Source organism: Kitasatospora sp. NPDC058048 (assembly GCF_042885555.1).
In the GTDB taxonomy this organism is placed as follows: Bacteria; Actinomycetota; Actinomycetes; order Streptomycetales; family Streptomycetaceae; genus Kitasatospora; species Kitasatospora lactacystinica.
In genome coordinates this window covers 23,763-38,339 of the sequence record NZ_JBHVRT010000037.1, presented here as the reverse complement: position 1 = coordinate 38,339, position 14,577 = coordinate 23,763, and the positions used below count along the sequence as shown (strand labels likewise).

At 73.9% G+C, this 14,577-nt stretch carries 12 protein-coding genes and 1 pseudogene; 2 read left to right on the top strand and 11 right to left on the bottom strand.

Annotated features, from left to right (window positions below; genetic code table 11):
• Positions 1 to 129: 129 nt before the first annotated feature.
• The 3 genes and pseudogenes from ACFVVA_RS31375 to ACFVVA_RS31365 all read right to left on the bottom strand — a co-directional run.
• Positions 130 to 1,845 (bottom strand): SulP family inorganic anion transporter, encoded by a 1,716-nt coding sequence (locus ACFVVA_RS31375; protein ID WP_387694140.1) that lies wholly within the window; start codon positions 1,843 to 1,845, stop codon positions 130 to 132.
• Between the two features lie 28 nt (positions 1,846 to 1,873).
• Entirely contained in the window at positions 1,874 to 4,639 is a 2,766-nt protein-coding gene (locus ACFVVA_RS31370; protein WP_387694139.1) for a cation-translocating P-type ATPase, read from the bottom strand.
• Positions 4,640 to 4,757: 118 nt separating this feature from the next.
• Positions 4,758 to 5,691: pseudogene (locus ACFVVA_RS31365) on the bottom strand (polyphosphate kinase 2 family protein); the annotation flags it as partial.
• Positions 5,692 to 6,003: 312 nt separating this feature from the next.
• On the opposite strand from ACFVVA_RS31365, the gene ACFVVA_RS31360 reads away from it, so the two are divergent.
• A complete protein-coding gene (locus tag ACFVVA_RS31360) occupies positions 6,004 to 6,495 on the top strand; it encodes a DUF1269 domain-containing protein (RefSeq protein ID WP_387694138.1) in 492 nt (163 codons plus the stop codon).
• Positions 6,496 to 6,576: 81 nt separating this feature from the next.
• Here the strand turns inward: ACFVVA_RS31360 and ACFVVA_RS31355 are convergent, their stop codons facing one another.
• The 6 genes from ACFVVA_RS31355 to ACFVVA_RS31330 all read right to left on the bottom strand — a co-directional run bounded on the left by ACFVVA_RS31355 (position 6,577) and on the right by ACFVVA_RS31330 (position 11,836).
• The gene (locus tag ACFVVA_RS31355; RefSeq protein WP_387694137.1) at positions 6,577 to 7,203 is read right to left on the bottom strand and encodes a hypothetical protein; all 627 of its coding nucleotides are present in this window, start codon (positions 7,201 to 7,203) and stop codon (positions 6,577 to 6,579) included.
• 264 nt (positions 7,204 to 7,467) lie between these two features.
• Positions 7,468 to 8,217 carry a nicotinamide riboside transporter PnuC gene (locus ACFVVA_RS31350; protein ID WP_387694136.1) on the bottom strand — a complete coding sequence of 250 codons (750 nt, stop codon included), beginning with the start codon at positions 8,215 to 8,217 and terminating at the stop codon, positions 7,468 to 7,470.
• A 183-nt stretch (positions 8,218 to 8,400) separates the two neighbouring features.
• Positions 8,401 to 8,826 (bottom strand): riboflavin kinase, encoded by a 426-nt coding sequence (locus ACFVVA_RS31345; protein WP_387694134.1) that lies wholly within the window; start codon positions 8,824 to 8,826, stop codon positions 8,401 to 8,403.
• Complete coding sequence (locus tag ACFVVA_RS31340) at positions 8,819 to 9,394, bottom strand: flavin reductase family protein (protein WP_387694133.1); 576 nt, start codon at positions 9,392 to 9,394, stop codon at positions 8,819 to 8,821. Before ACFVVA_RS31340 ends, ACFVVA_RS31345 begins: the two co-directional genes overlap by 8 nt.
• A 32-nt stretch (positions 9,395 to 9,426) precedes the next feature.
• Positions 9,427 to 10,773, bottom strand: a complete 1,347-nt coding sequence (locus tag ACFVVA_RS31335; RefSeq protein WP_387694132.1) for an NtaA/DmoA family FMN-dependent monooxygenase — start codon at positions 10,771 to 10,773, stop codon at positions 9,427 to 9,429.
• A gap of 103 nt (positions 10,774 to 10,876) precedes the next feature.
• Positions 10,877 to 11,836: a ribokinase gene (locus tag ACFVVA_RS31330; protein ID WP_387694131.1), complete on the bottom strand. Its 960-nt coding sequence runs from the start codon at positions 11,834 to 11,836 to the stop codon at positions 10,877 to 10,879.
• A 124-nt stretch (positions 11,837 to 11,960) separates the two neighbouring features.
• Between ACFVVA_RS31330 and ACFVVA_RS31325 the strand changes: the two genes are divergently transcribed.
• Positions 11,961 to 12,953, top strand: a complete 993-nt coding sequence (locus ACFVVA_RS31325; protein WP_387694130.1) for a LacI family DNA-binding transcriptional regulator — start codon at positions 11,961 to 11,963, stop codon at positions 12,951 to 12,953.
• Between the two features lie 91 nt (positions 12,954 to 13,044).
• On the opposite strand, the gene ACFVVA_RS31320 is transcribed toward ACFVVA_RS31325, so the two are convergent.
• Both ACFVVA_RS31320 and ACFVVA_RS31315 read right to left on the bottom strand, forming a co-directional pair.
• The gene (locus ACFVVA_RS31320) at positions 13,045 to 14,076 is read right to left on the bottom strand and encodes an NAD-dependent epimerase/dehydratase family protein (protein ID WP_387694129.1); all 1,032 of its coding nucleotides are present in this window, start codon (positions 14,074 to 14,076) and stop codon (positions 13,045 to 13,047) included.
• 16 nt (positions 14,077 to 14,092) lie between these two features.
• On the bottom strand, positions 14,093 to 14,569 hold the full coding sequence (locus ACFVVA_RS31315; RefSeq protein WP_387694187.1) for a flavin reductase family protein: 477 nt from the start codon (positions 14,567 to 14,569) through the stop codon (positions 14,093 to 14,095).
• Between the last annotated feature and the right edge of the window lie 8 nt (positions 14,570 to 14,577).

Below are 14,577 nucleotides of genomic sequence, written 5' to 3'. Positions count from 1 at the left end.
GGCGAAGCCGTCGGCCCCGCGGCCCGATCAGGCCCGCAGGCCCGCGAGTTCGGCCGCGACCGACGGCGCCTCCCGGGCGCCGCTCCGCCCGCGACGGGGCGGACGGGGTCAGGGGGCGCCGCCGGCCGATCAGCCTTCGCCCCGGGCCCAGGTGCGGTAGGCGGCCACCGCCGTGGGCAGGGTGGGGAAGATCCGGTCGGCGCCGACGGAGGTACTCAGGCCGTACGCGTCGAGTTCGTCGCGCAGGTCCTGCTTGACCCGGGCCAGGGCGAACACGATGCCGCGGGCTTCGAGTTCGAGGCGCAGGGCGTCCAGCGAATCCAGCGCGGTGATGTCCACCTCGACGTTCGCCTCGGTGTTGAGGACGAACCACCGCACCGGCTCCGGCTGTTCGGCCAGGGCGGCGAGCGCCCGGCGGCGCAGGTTCTCCGCGTTGGCGAAGAACAGCGGGGAGTCGTAGCGGTAGACGAGCAGGCCGGGGACGGTCCGCGCCTCGGGGTAGTCGTCGACGTCGTGCATCCCGGCCACGCCCGGCACCAGGCCGAGCACCGCGTCGTGCGGCCGCGCGACCCGGCTGAGCAGCTCGATCACCGACAGTCCGACCGCGACCAGGACGCCGTAGAGGATGTCCAGGGTGAGCACGCCGACCATGCAGCCGAGCGCCAGCAGCAGTTCGCGGCTCCGGAAGGAGGCCAGCCGGCGGAAGCCGGCGAGGTCGATCATCCGGAGTGCGGCGAAGACGACCAGGGCCCCGAGCACGGCGTCCGGGGTGTCGTGCAGCAGCGGGCTGAGGAACAGCAGCACGGCGACCACGCCGAGGCCCGCCGTGAGCGCGTACAGCTGGGTGCGTCCGCCGGCCGACTCGGCGAGCGCGGTACGGCTGGCGCTGCTGCTCACCGGGAAGCCCTGGAAGAAGCCCGCGCCGAGGTTGACCGCGCCGAGGCCCAGCAGTTCCTGGTTGGCGTCCAGCCGCCGTTCCTCCCCCGATCCTTCGAAGGCGCGCGCGGTGAGGATGAAGTCGGTGTAGCCGACCAGGAGGATCCCCAGTGCCGGCAGCAGCAGCCGGTCCAGCTCGGTGAGGTCCGGCAGCACGGGACGGGGCAGCCCGGCGGGGATCTCGCCGATCACCGCGAGGCCGTGGTCCTTGAGCGAGAACGCGGCCGAGACCGCGGTGCCGAGCACGACGGCCAGCAGCGGGCCGGGCAGGCGCGGGAGGAAGCGGGCCACCAGGAGGAGGAAGAGCAGAGTGGCGGCGCTGAAGGCGACCGTCGGCAGGTGGGCCTCGGTGAGGTTCGAGGCGAACGACGTCAGCTGCGGGAAGAACCCCTCTCCCCGCACGTCGATCCCGGTGAGTTTGGACAGCTGGTCCACGATCATGATCAGTGCCACGCCCGCGAGGTAGCCGATCAGCACCGGTCGGGAGAGCAGGTCGGCGACGAAGCCGAGCCTGGCCAGCCAGGCCAGCACGCACAGCAGGCCGACCACCACGGCCAGGCTCGCGGCCAGGACGGCGTAGCGGGCGGTGTCGCCGCCGGCCAGCGGGCCGATCACGGTGGCGGTCATCAGCGCCGTGGTCGACTCGGGCCCGACCGACAGCAGCCGGGACGAGCCGACCAGGGCGTACAGCACGATCGCGGGCAGGATCGCCCACAGCCCGGTGACCGGCGGCAGCCCCGCCACGCTCCCGTACGCCATGACCTGGGGCACCAGATAGGCCACCACCGTGGCGCCGGCCACCAGGTCGCCCCGCAGCCAGTCGCGCCGGTAGGCGCGGAGCACCGCGAGTCCCGGCAGGGCCGGCACGACGCGATGCCGTCGTCGTTCGGGGGGAGCACCGGCGGCCATGGATCTCCTCAAGGGCTCCGGAACGCCGTCACGGACGCGGGCCGGCCGTCGCGGCGCCGCGGGCGGCCGCCGCCCCGCCGCCGGCGCCGGACACTCTGCGGGCGACGAACTTGCCCAGTTCCCAGAGCAGCAGGAGCGCGACGGCGGCCAGCAGGGCCCAGCCGAACTGCCGGGCGGTGATGTCGGTGGTTCCGAGGAGGCGGTGGAACGCGTCCATCTGGGTGACCAGCACCGCCAGGACGAACTCGCCGAGGGCCGCCCTGTTCATCTGCTTGCTGTCGAAGGTGCTGACGCTCAGCGCGGAGCCGCGCTCGCTGCGGCACTCGAAGGCCGCCACGATCAGGCAGAGCGCGAAGGCGGTGAACGCGATCGAGTTGCCGGTCTGCGCACTGTGGTAGTGCGCCTCGCCCAGCTTGGTCAGCCCGAGCAGGGCGACCGTGACGGCCAGCCCGGCGAGCCCGACAGTGATCATCACCGGTCGGGTCAGCACCGTCTCGCCGCGCGGGCGCGGGGTGCGCCGCATCAGGCCGGGGCTCTCCTGGTCGAAGCCCAGGGCGAAACCGAAGGGGGCGTTGACCACGAAGTGGACCCACAGGACCTGCGCCGGGGTGAACGGCTCGCCGGCGGCGATGTTCAGGAGCGCGGCACCGAGGAAGGTCAGCACGAACGTCACCAGCAGCACCAGGACGAACCGGATGTACTTGGTGAGGTTGTCGTAGAGCTTCCGGCCCTCCTCGACGGCGTACACGATGGTGGCGAAGTTGTCGTCGGCGAGGACCATGCGGCTCGCGTTCTTCGCCGCGTCGGTGCCGCTGCCCATGGCGATGCCGATGTCGGCGGCCTTGATCGCCGGCGCGTCGTTGACGCCGTCGCCGGTCATGGCGACCACGTCGCCCTTGCGCTTGAGCGTGGCGGCGAGCAGCACCTTGTGCTCGGGCGCGACCCGGCCGAGGACTCCGATGCCGTCGATCCGGGACAGCCGCTCCTGCTCCGGCAGGGCGGCGAAGTCGGCACCGAGGACGGCCTCCCCGTCGATGCCGAGCTGACGGGCGATGGCCGCTCCGGTGGTGACGTCGTCGCCCGTCACCATGCGGACCCGGATGTGGGCGGCCTGCGCGCTGGCGATCGCGGCCCGTGACTCCTCGCGCGGCGGGTCGACCATGGCCACCAGGCTGGTCATCCGCAGGTCCTCGACGAACGCCAGCAGGTCGCCGTCCGGGTCGAAGTCCGCCGGGTCCAGGTCGCGGACGGCCCCGGCCATCACCCGCAGCCCTTCGCCGCCCATCCGCTCGGTCTGCGCCCGGGCGCGTCCGCCGAGCTCCGCGTCCCAGGGGACGACCACGCCGTTCGAGTCGGCCGAGGAGGCCCGGGCCATGACCGCGGGGGCCGCGCCCTTGACGAAGCACCGCACCACCGCCCGGCCGTCCGCGTCCTTCGCCTCGTTGAAGCTGGCCATCAGCTTGTAGGTGGGGTCGAACGGCAGTGTGGCGAGCCGGGGGAAGCGCTCCCGGGTGGCCTCGATGTCCAGCCCGGCCTTGTGGCAGAGGACGAGCAGCGCGCCCTCGGTCGGGTCGCCGACGACCTCGCCGTCGACCAGTTTCGCGTCGTTGGCGACCAGGTGGGGCAGGACGGCGTCCTCGATGCTCGGGGCGGAGCCCGCGGCGTGGTGGATCCGCCCGTCGAGGCGGTAGCCGGTGCCGGAGACGGTGTAGCGGTCGGCGGGGGTGAGCACCTCGACGACCGTCATCTGGTTCATCGTGAGGGTTCCGGTCTTGTCGGAGTTGATGGCCGAGGTGAAACCGAGGGTCTCGACGGACGGCAGTTCCTTGACGATCGCGTGCCGTTTGGCCAGGTTGAGGCTGCCGACGGAGAGGATGACCTGGCTGACCGTCGGCAGCGCCTCCGGGATCGCCGCGATGGCCAGTGAGACCGCGCTGACGAAGAGGGCGTCCCACGCCTGGTCACGGCTGCGGCCGAGCGCGAACATCACGACCATGGTCAGGCCGGCCGCCGCCGCGATCCACAGCGTCAGCGTGTTCAGCTCCTTGGTGAGCGGCGACTGCTCCTTCTCGGTGGCCGACAGCATCCCGGAGATCTTGCCCAGTTCGGTGCCGGAGCCCGTCGCGGTGATGACGAGCAGTCCGCTGCCGTGGGTGACCGGGGTGTCCATGAACGCCATGTTGGTCTGGTCGCCCGGGCTCAGCGCCCCGGCCGGCAGGGTGCCGGTGTCCTTGGCGGCGGGGACGCTCTCGCCGGTCAGCGCCGACTCGTCGATCTGCAGCGCGCTGGCCTCGACGATCCGTCCGTCCGCCGGGACCTCGTCGCCCGCCCTGACGAGCACCACGTCGCCCACGACCAGCTGTTCGGCCGGGATCTGCGCCTCCGTCCCGTCCCGCCGCACCCGCGCGGTGGCCTTCATCATCGACCTCAGCGCGTTCATCGCGCTCTCGGCCTTGCCCTCCTGCCGCAGGCCGACCACGGCGTTGAGCAGCGTCAGGACGATCAGCAGGATCCCGGTGGTCCATTCCTTGATCGCCAGGGAGACCACCGCCGCCGCCAGCAGGATGATCTGCATGTAGCTGCGGTACTGGTCGAGGAAGCGCAGCCAGTCGGGCCTCGACTTCTCCTCGGGCAACGCGTTCGGCCCGTTCGCGGCGAGCAGTTCGGCCGCCCGGGCGGCGCTGAGCCCGGTCGCCGGGTCCACCCCGAGCGAGGACGCGACCTCGCGGGGAGGTCGCGCGTACCACGGGTCCGGGGACTCCTGCGGGCCGGACGGCCCAGCCTGCTCCGCCATTCTTCACTCCTCGGGATCCGGGAACGTCCCCCCTTGGACGTCGGACGGTCCGACGCGTCGACACGGACGGGTCACGCCCGGACGGGTCGCGTCCGGACGGGCCACACGCGAACGGGTCACGCGCGGCCGCCGGATCACGTGCGGCCGCCCCGGGGGGCCTCCGCCTCCAGCAGGCGCTTGGCCGTGCGCAGGTCCTTGCGGATCCGCTCGTCGACCGTGGGGAACTGCGGATCGATCCCGATCAGCGTGTGCGCGAGCACCGCCGCCGCGCAGATGCGCGCGAACCACTTGCGGTCGGCCGGTACGACGTACCAGGGCGCCCACGGCGTGCTCGTGGCCGACAGCATGTCGGAGAACGCCTCCTGGTAGTCGTCCCAGCGCTCGCGCTCGCGGATGTCCGCCTCGGAGAACTTCCAGTTCTTCTCGGGCAGGTCGATCCGCGCCAGGAAGCGCTTGCGCTGCTCCTCCTTGGAGAGGTTCAGGAAGATCTTCACCACCTTGAACCCGTTGTCGGTGAGGTAGCGCTCCCAGTCGTTGATCTCCCGGTACCGGCGGTGCCAGACCCCGGGGCCCTTCGCCTCCTCCGGCAGCTTCTGCCGGTCGAGGTTCTCCGGGTGGACGCGCACCACGAGGACCTCCTCGTAGTGCGAACGGTTGAAGATCCCGATGTCCCCGCGCGCCGGGAGTCGCTGCGCGTACCGCCACAGGAAGTCGTGGTCGAGCTCCTCCGAGGAGGGCACCTTGAAGCTGCTCACGTGGACGCCCTGCGGGTTCACCCCGCTCATGACGTGACGGATCGTTCCGTCCTTGCCGCCGGCGTCGAGCGCCTGGAGGCAGAGCAGCACGCCGTAGGTGTCCTGGGCCGCCAGCCGGGCCTGGTACTCCGAGAGCAGCGACACGCCGGTGCGCAGCAGTTCGACGCCCTCGCGCTTCTTCATGCCCGCCTTGTACCGGGGGTCGAAGTCCTCCGCGAGGTCCACCCGCGACCCCGGTTTCACCCGCAGCGGCTTGATGAACTTCGCAATGCGCCTGGCCGACCGTCCGTCCGACATCGCCTGCTCCTCTCGGGTCCGGCGGGCATCGGGAGGCCTGCCGTGCGTCCCGTCCGCGCGGGCGTCCTCGACGCGGCGCGGACCGGGACCGACCAGCACGGAAGAGTGCTACCTGCCACGCTGTGGCCGCCGGTCGGCCGTGTCAATCCGACGGTGTCCTTCCGGGGCGGGCCCACCCGCGCCGCCCGGCCGGGGCGGCCGGCCGGGACGCTTGCGGCCGGTTCGCCCGTCCGGCGTCCGCGTGTGGCAGCGCCCGCGGCCCGTGCCGACGATGGGGCTGCCGGTGCAGTACCCCCGCGATCGGAGGCCGTGATGGCGACCCTGACGGTATGGCGCTTTCCCACCGCGAACGGAGCCGACGAGGCCCTCGCCACACTGAGGAGGCTGGGGCGCCAGGAGCTGATCAAGGTCCAGGACGGAGCGGTGGTCTCCTGGCCGGAAGGGGCCAGGAAGCCGAAGACCCGCCATCTGAGCGACATGACCGGCATGGGCGCCGTGGGCGGCGCCTTCTGGGGCTTCTTCCTCGGAATGGTCTTCTTCGTGCCCGTGCTCGGCGCGGCCCTGGGCGCGGCCGGCGGCGCGCTGGGAGGCCACCTCGCCCATGTCGGCATCGACGAGGACTTCGTCAAACGGCTGCGGGAGAAGGTCACCCCCGGCACCTCGGCCCTGTTCGTGCTCAGCTCAGACGCCGTGCTCGACCCGGTCAGGTCGGCGTTCGAGGGCCTGCACGCAGAGCTGCTGGAGACGAACCTCTCCGCGGACGAGGAGGCCCGGCTGCGCGAGGCGTTCACCGAGGGCGAGTGAAACGGTTGGCGCGCCTTCGGGAACGGCCCTGACCACTCGGAGAATCGAGCAGACCTGTCCCCGCGGCCGTGACCGGCCCGGTCAGCCGTTCCAGGAGCCGGCCGTGGTGGTCGTCCCGGAGGTGCCGGTGGTCCGGCTCGCGCCTCCGGTGCCGGTGACCCGGCCGCCCGGGGCGGCGGCGGGCCGCAGGAAGTCCGCCCCGGCGCCCGAGGTGGTCGTCCGCACGCCCGGCGACGAGTTGCCGGTGGTGCTCGTGGTGCCGCTCGCCGGACCGGCCGAGGTGCGCGGCGCCGAGCCGGCCGGGACCGCCGGAGCGAGGTGCGCCGCGGTGGTCCGGCGCGCGGCCGGGGCGGCGGGGGCGGCCGACGGGTCGTCACCGGCCGGCGAGACCCGCTCGATCCGCAGCACCAGGTTGCGGTCCTGCCGGTCGCCGGCCAGGTCGCGGTTGCGGCTGTGCACGACCTGCGTCAGCACACCCCGGATCTCCTGCCACCGCCCTTGCACCGCACGGATGTTGGGGCACCACTCGCCCTGGTCCAGGTGCTCCAGGTCGAGCTGCCAGCGCTCCGCCTCGACGTGGTGGACGGCGCCGACCTCGCAGGGGATCTCCACCGGAGCGGCGCCCCGGACGGTCACCACCGCCCGCTGCGGAAACCTTCCCTCCACCGCCGTCACCGTGATCCGGCTCGACCCCTGGTACCAGGCCATCGCTGTCCTCCCTCGTCCGTGCTCCGGGCCGGCTGCCGACCGTCCTCACCGGTAGCACGGACGGCGCACCCTCCGGGGTTCGATCCGCCCGTGTGCGGCCTGAACCCGGCGGCCCGCGCCTTCCGTTCAGCGGGGCGGGTCCTGGCCCGGGCACCGCCGCGGCTCCGGCCTCCGGAAACCGGCGCGGGCCGGCCCCCGGGTGGGGCCGGCCCGCGGACGGGGCGGGGTGCGGACGGGGCGGGGTACGGCGCGGTGGTCCGACGGTCAGTCGGCGGCCCCGACCCGCGGGGCGGAGCCGCCCGGGCGGGCGTCGTCCCGGCCCTCGACCCGGCTCTCGTCCCTGCCCTCCACCAGGACGGCGGGCTCCAGCGGCGAGGCGATCTCCTGCGGCTTGCTGCGGGACGCCCAGTCGCGGATGCCGAGCAGCACCATCACGAAGAAGATCCCGTAGACGATGCCGGAGAAGTACAGCTCGGAGTGGACGGCGAGCGGCACCCCCACCAGGTCGACGGCCAGCCAGACGAACCAGAACTCCACGTAGCGGCGGGCCTGGCTGTACATGGCGAGGATCGAGCCGACGAAGATCCAGGCGTCCGCGAGGACCATCCACCACGGCGCTCCGGGGTAGAACGAGGCGTCCGTCCCCTTCAGCACCGCGCCGAACGCGGCCGTCCCCGCCACCATCGCGGCGACCAGCACGGCGCGTTCCCGCCCCGACGCCCAGCGGACGTTGATGGTGCCTTCCTGCTCGCGGCTGCGCTTCCAGGTCGCCCAGCCCCAGGACGCCGAGACGATGATCACGATCTGTCGGGCGGCGTTGCCGCCGAGGTGCACGTTCAGGCTGGCGATCAGCAGCAGCACCGAGCCGAGGATCTGCACCGGCCAGGCCACCAGGGACCGCCGCAGGGCCAGCCAGACGGTGGCGAGCGCCAGGATGTTGCCCAGGAAGTCGGACCAGTAGACGGGGAGACCGAAGAAGTCGAACTGCTCGTTCAACCAGTGGAACGCGCTCATGACTCACACCTTTGTTCGTGCGGAGCGAGGTGGGGGAAGGGGCGGTCGGCCCCGCCGAAGCGGGGGGTGCGGGGCCGACCGGGCTCGGGGCGCAGGGCGCGCGGCCGCGTGGGGAGCGGGTGTGCGCGCCGGCAGGTGAGGGCGGTGCCGGTGGATCGGGAGGGGAACGGCAGTGCCGGTGGGTCAGGAGAGGGCGGCCAGGACGTGCCGTCCGCGCGCGGAGTCCAGCAGGGCCTCGGAGCGGCGGACGTCCTCCCGGGCGGCGAGCAGCAGCTCGTCGACGGAGGCGAACCTCTCGGTGTCCCGGATGCGGGCGACGAACCACAGGTCGACGCGCTCGCCGTACAGGTCGCCCGGGGCGTCGTGGCAGTACACCTCGGTGTGGATCTCGGAGGTGTCGCAGAAGGTGGGGTTGGTGCCGATGCTGATCGTCGCGCGGTGCACGGTGCCGGTCGCGCGGCGGGCCAGCCAGCCGCTGTAGATCGCGGGCGGCGGGACGGGCGTGCCGGGCTCGGCGGCGATGTTGGCGGTGGGGAAGCCCAGCCCCCGCCCCCGGCCGGCACCGTGCACCACGGTGCCGGACAGGGGGGTCGTCGGAGCGTCAGCCATGGGGGGTGAGCTCACGGAACTGGCTGGTGTGGAAGACCAGCGGCTCCACCCCGGGGAACAGCTCGACGGTGAGCAGCTCCATCAGGACGATCTCGTGGTCGCCGCCGTCGTAGACCGCGCTCACCCCGGCGGTCAGCCACAGCGCCGCGTCGTGGATCAGCACCGCGCCCTCCGGCGTGGCCTGCCACCCGGTGCCGTCGAAGCGGTCGCCCTCGCGGGAGGCGAGCCGCCGGCAGAGCGCGCCCTGGCCGTGGCTGAGCACGCTCAGCCCGAGTTCCGGTGCCTGCGTCAGCCTGGGCCAGGTGGTCGAGGTGCGGGCCACGCTGACCGCGACCATCGGCGGCTCCAGCGAGATCGACACGAAGGAGCTCACCGCGAGCCCGACCGGTTCGCCGTCGCGCAGCGCGCCGAGCGCGACCACTCCGGTCGGGTAGGCCCCGAACGCCTGGCGCAGCGCCGCGGCGTTGGGCTCCGCCCCGGTCGGCCGCTCGGTGTGCGGCCGCCCCGCGGTCGGCGGCTGCGCGGACGCGGCGGCGGGCGGGTTCGGGTGGTGGGCGGGAGTGACCATGGTCGTCGCCGTCCTCTCGTCGCGAGTGTGGTTCAGTGCCGGTACTGCGCGGCCGGGTGGCTGGCCGGCAGGGCCCGGTCGGACGCGCCGGTGAGCCGCTCGCGCAGCGACTCGCCGTCCGCGTACGCGCCGCGGAAGACGCCGCGGGCGCGCAGGATCGGCAGCACCGATTCGACGAACTCCGTGGTGGAGGCCGGCTGGACGGTCGGCGAGAGCAGGAAGCCGTCCAGGTCGGCGCCCTGCGCCAGGGCGCAGATCTCGTCGGCGATCTCCTCGGCGGTGCCGACCACCGGACGGGCGCCGACGCCGTGGGTGTGCCAGTCGGCGAGCACGTCGCCGACGGTCCGGCCGGCGAACCGGGCGACCTGGGTCTGGGACATCTCGGTGGACAGCTCCGACATCGGGGTGTCCGGCGCGTACGAGGACAGGTCGAGGCCGGTGAACATGGCGTAGCTGGCGACGGTGACCTCCGGGCGCTGGGCGTCCAGGACGCGCTGCCAGCGGCGCTCGGCGTCCGCGGTGGTGGCGCCGACCACGCAGGAGAACGCCGACATCACCTTGACCTCGTCGGCGCGGCGGCCCGCCCGTACGGCCTCCTCGCGGATCGCCGCGGTGTGCCCGGCGAGCTGTTGCACCGAGCCGCTGCCGACGAACATGCACTCGCCGTGCCGCCCGCCGACCCGCCGCCCGGCCGGGGAGGCGCCGGCCTGGAACAGCACCGGGGTGCCCTGCGGGGAGCGGGCGGTGTTGCCGTAGCCGTGCGAGCGGAAGTACGGGCCCTCGTGCTCGACCGGGTGCACCTTGGCCGGGTCGGCGAAGCGGCCGCCCTTGTCCTTCTCCAGGGCGTCCGGCTCCCAGGCGCCCTCCCAGTACTTGTAGACCAGGTCGAGGAAGTCCTCGGCCATCTTGTACCGGTCGTCGTGCGCCACCATGTCCATGCCGAAGGCCTTGACCGCGGTGTCGGCGGTGCCCGTGGTCACGATGTTCCAGCCGAGCCGGCCGCCGGACAGCTGGTCCAGGGTGGCCAGCCGGCGGGCGAAGGCGTACGGCGGCTCCACCAGCACCGAGCCGGTCACCACCAGGCCCAGGTCGGTGGTGCTCGCCAGCAGCGCCGAGGCGATCACGAACGGGTCCAGGCGCGGCAGGTCCAGGGTCTCCTCGGTGGCGATCGGCGGACGCACCCCGTCGATCTCCGACCAGCCCCAGGCGTCGGCCAGGAACAGGAAGTCGAGCTTGGCGTCCTCGCAGACCTGCGCGATCTCGCGCCAGTACCCGAGGGTGTCGAACAGGTGCCGGCGGCTGTCGGGGTGGCGCCAGGTGGCGGTGCCGCTCGCGTTGGTCTGGGCGTTCTCGAACAGGCCGAGCTTGAGGTTGCGCATGGGGTGTTCTCCGTTGAACTGGTGATGCGGGGGGTGGGGGGGACCTGGGGTCCGTCACAGCACGGGGGAACGCGGGGGGAACAGGGGGACGGCGAGGGGTCCGTCAGGATGCCGCGGGGACGGCGGGGGTGTCGAGGACCGCGGCGGGAGCGTCGAGGACCGCGGCGTCCGCGTCGAGCTGCGCCGCGGAGGGCATGGAGGACTGGGCGCCGAGTCCGGTCACGGCCAGCGAGGCCGCGCGGACGGCGCGTCGGGCGGCGGCGAGCAGGTCGGCGCCCCGGGCGAGGGAGTCGGCGAGGGCCCCGCAGAAGGTGTCGCCGGCGCCGACGGTGTCGACGGCGTCCACGACGGGGGCGGGCAGGTGCACGGCCGGGCGGCCGGGCTGTTTGACCAGCGCCCCGTCCGCGCCGAGCGTCACCACGACCGCCCGGCAGGGCAGCGCGGCCCGCTCCAGCAGCTCGCGCGCGCCGTCCGGGCCGTCCGGCGGCTCCGCGCCGAGCAGGGCGGCGAGTTCACCGAGGTTGGGCACCAGGACGTCGACGGCGGACAGCACCTCCGGGGCGACCGGCCGGGCCGGCGCCGGGTTGAGGACGACCGTGCCGCCCTGTTCCCGGGCCCGCAGCACGGCGGCGGCGACCACCTCGGCGGCGATCTCGTGCTGCACCAGGACCACCTCGCCGGCCGAGCGGGCCAGCCGCTGCGGCAGGTCCGCGACCGTCAGCGCGGCGTTGGCTCCCGGGTTGACCACGATGGTGTTCTCGCCGGCCCGGTCGACCACCACGGAGGCGATCCCGGTGGTGCTCTCCGGCGCCGGGCGCACCGCCCCGACGTCCACCCCTTCGGCGGCGAGCGCCCGCAGGATGGGGGCGGCGTCCGTACCGACCCGGGCGACCAGACGCACCCGCGAGCCGAGCCGGGCGGCCGCGACGGCCTGGTTGGCGCCCTTGCCGCCGACGCCCTCCACGAAGCCCCGCGCGAGCACGGTCTCGCCGGGTCGCGGCAGGTCCCCGACGGTCAGGACGAGGTCGCGGTTGATCGAACCGACGACGGTGATGAGCGGCATCCGCACTCCTTGGGAGATCGATCTCCCACACTGTGGACCAGCCCCCGGAAACCGTCAAGTACCCTCGTGCTGCGCATTGCGCCAGCTCAGCCGAGCCCTCTCCGACCGCGAAGGACCACCCCACGTGACTGCGCCCCGACTCCTCGACGTGGCCGCGGCCGCGGGCGTCTCCCGCGCGACCGCCTCACGCGTCCTGGCCGGCACCCCGCGCAACGTCGACCCCGAACTCGCCCGCCGCGTCGAGGAGGCCGCCCAGCGCCTCGGCTACCGCATCAACCACTCCGCGCGGGCGCTGCGCACCGGCACCACGGGCACCATCGGCGTGGTCGTCCCCTCGCTCGCCAACCCCTACTTCGTCCAGCTCGCCGACGCGCTCGCCCAGCAAGTCCGCGCCGCCGGAGGGCAGTTGGTGGTCTCCGACGCCGCCAACGACACCGCCGTCGAGGCCGAGCAGATCGAGACCCTGCTCGGCGGCCGGGTCGACGGACTGCTCGTCGTCCCCGTCTCCGCCGGCGCCTCCGGCCCCGCCGTCCGGGCCGCCGCCGAACGCACCCCCGTCGTCCTCTTCGACCGCTGGGCCACCGGCTCCGGCACCGTGGCCGTCACCCTCGACAACACCGCCGCGATGCGGCTGCTCCTCGACCACCTCGAAGGCCTCGGCCGCCACCGGATCGCCCTGGTCGCCGCCGACCAGGCCTCCTCCTCCGGCGCGGAACGCCTCGCCGCCTTCACCGAGGCCCGCGGCGCCGACGCCACCACCGTCCTGCTGCCCAGCTTCACCACCGACGCCGGCCGCACCGCGGGCCGGCGCATCGCCGAGCGGCACACCGGGATCGACGCCGTCGTCTGCGGCGCGGACGTCCTCGCGGTCGGCCTCGTCAGCACGCTGCAGCGCTCGGCGGTCCCCGTCCCCGGGCGGATCGCCGTCACCGGCTTCGACGACACCGAGATGCTCGAACTCCTCGACCCGCCCATCACCTCCATCCGCCACCCGCTCACCGCCATGGCCGAACGTGCCCTGACCCTCCTTCAGGCCCCCGCCCGCGAACGGACGGAGCGCGTGGAGCGCTTCGCCCCGCAGCTGGTGGTGCGCTCCTCCACCGACGCCGACGCCTGACACCTGGTACCCGGCGCCGGGAGTCCGGGAACGGCCGACGGCCGGCCCCGGGCGGACCTGAGTCCGCCCGGGGCCGGCCGTCGGGTACGGCTCAGCGCTCCTTGTCCACCGCCGGCAGCCCGGCCTGACCGGCGGTCAGCCGGCCCTCGGCGTACAGCCAGCGCACCGTGTCCGCCATGGTCTCGGCGGTCGGCCTCGGCGTCAGCCCCCCGGTGCTCGCCGCCGGGTCGACCGGGGTCGCACAGGCGCAGGTGTAGACAGCGCCGTACTCGGCGGGGATGTGCCAGGGCCATCCGCGCTGGAGCAGGGTGGCCAGGGCGCCGACCGGCAGCATGGCCCGGGCGGGGAGGAAGGCCGCGGGCAGCCGCCGCCCGGTGACCTCCCGCAGGGTCCGCACGTACTGCCGGGTTGGCAGGTGGTGGCCGGGTCCGAAGTGCCGGTCGGAGCCCGCCCTCGGCGTGGTCAGCAGCCGGGCGTGCAGCTGCGCGGTGTCCCGGACGTCGCCGACCGGGAAGCCGCCCAGCGGCCAGATCGGCATCAGTCCGCGCAGGGTGTTGCGCAGCCGGGCGTTCTGGTCGCCCAGCCCCGGGTCCTGCGGGCCGAGCAGCGCGGGCGGGTAGCTGATGACCACCGGCGCGCCGTCCCGCTGGTGGCCCCGCGCGATCCGCTCGGCCGCCGCCTTGGTCGCCATGTAGGTGTCCCGGGGACGGCCGACCGGGGAGTGCTCCCCGAGCGGCCGTCCGGGGGACGGCAGCAGCGCGACGATGCTGGAGACGTGGACGACCGGGTCGGCGCCCGACCGTCGGGCGGCGGCCAGCACCAGTTCGGTTCCCCGCTCGTTGGTCCGGCGCATCTGCGCGTTGCGCCGGCTGTCGAAGGAGTACACCGCGGCCGCGTGCAGCACGGCGTCGGCGCCGCGCACCGCGCGGGCCGCGTCGCCCTCGTCGGTCACGTCCCCGACGACCAGGTCGACGGCGCCCGGGTCCACCTCCAGCAGGCCCAGGACCCGCCCCGCGGCGGCCGGGTCGCGGACCAGCATCCGCACCCGGTGGCCGCCGCGGACCAGCGCCGCGACCGAGTGGATGCCGACGAATCCGGTGCCGCCGGTCACGCTCACCAACATCGGACCATCCCCCCGCTCAGCCGATCTCTTCCGGTTTCCCGCCGATGCCCCGGTGGAAGGCGCCGCCGTAGAACAGCAGCGCCTCCCGGTGGTCCGCCCAGTCCGAGGCGAGCACCTCGCCGAGGAAGATGGAGTGGTCGCCGCCGTCGTACTGCTCGGCGAGCTTGCACTCCAGCCAGGCCAGCGAGCCCGCCAGCAGCGGCGCCCCGGTGAACGGGCCGGGCTGCCAGTCGAGGCCGTCGAACTGGGCGGCCCCGCGCGGCCTGCTCCTGTTCGCGAAGTACCGTGCCAGGTGCTCCTGTTCGGAGCCGAGCACGGAGACCGCGAAGGACCTGGTCGCGGCGATCGCCTCGTGCATCGTCGCGGAGCGGGCCACGCAGCACAGCACCATCGGCGGTTCCAGGGAGACCGAGCTGAACGCGTTGGCGGTCATCCCGTGGACGTTCTCGCCGCCGGTGGTCAGGACGGTGACCCCGGTGGCGAAACGGGCCATCGTCTCGC